Origin of the sequence: Methylophaga sp. UBA5088 (assembly GCF_002414625.1) — a bacterium.
Lineage (GTDB): Bacteria > Pseudomonadota > Gammaproteobacteria > Nitrosococcales > Methylophagaceae > Methylophaga > Methylophaga marina.
Genome location: NZ_DIAC01000030.1, coordinates 38,823 through 39,221, shown reverse-complemented (window position 1 = coordinate 39,221; position 399 = coordinate 38,823). Strand labels below are relative to the sequence as shown.

1 protein-coding gene is annotated in these 399 nt (G+C 41.6%); it reads right to left on the bottom strand.

Annotated features, from left to right (window positions below; genetic code table 11):
• Window positions 1-6 precede the first annotated feature (6 nt).
• Window positions 7-399 (bottom strand): cupin domain-containing protein (locus B4K20_RS04075; protein WP_289281991.1); only part of this gene is annotated, 393 nt, incomplete at its 5' end.

The window sequence follows — 399 nt, the reverse complement described above, 5'->3', positions numbered from 1 at the left end:
GATAGCTTAGTGTCGATGGTAATTATCCTGGAAGCGAACAATATCGTCTTCACCAAGATAGCCACCGGATTGAATTTCGATAATTTCTAGAGGTACTCTGCCAGGATTATGCAATCGATGTTTTTGCCCAACAGGAATAAAGGTAGATTCATTTTCTGACAGTAAAAAGACTTCATCTTCTCTGGTCACCTCTGCTGTACCTTGAACTACTACCCAATGCTCAGCTCGATGATGATGCATTTGCAATGAAAGAGATGCCCCTGGTTTTACTCGGATACGTTTGACCTGAAAACGTTCGCCAAGATCGATGGAATCATAATAACCCCATGGTCGATAACAAAGCCGATGATTTTCGGCTTCAGAACGTGATTGTTTTTTAAGCTTGGCGACAATGTCTTT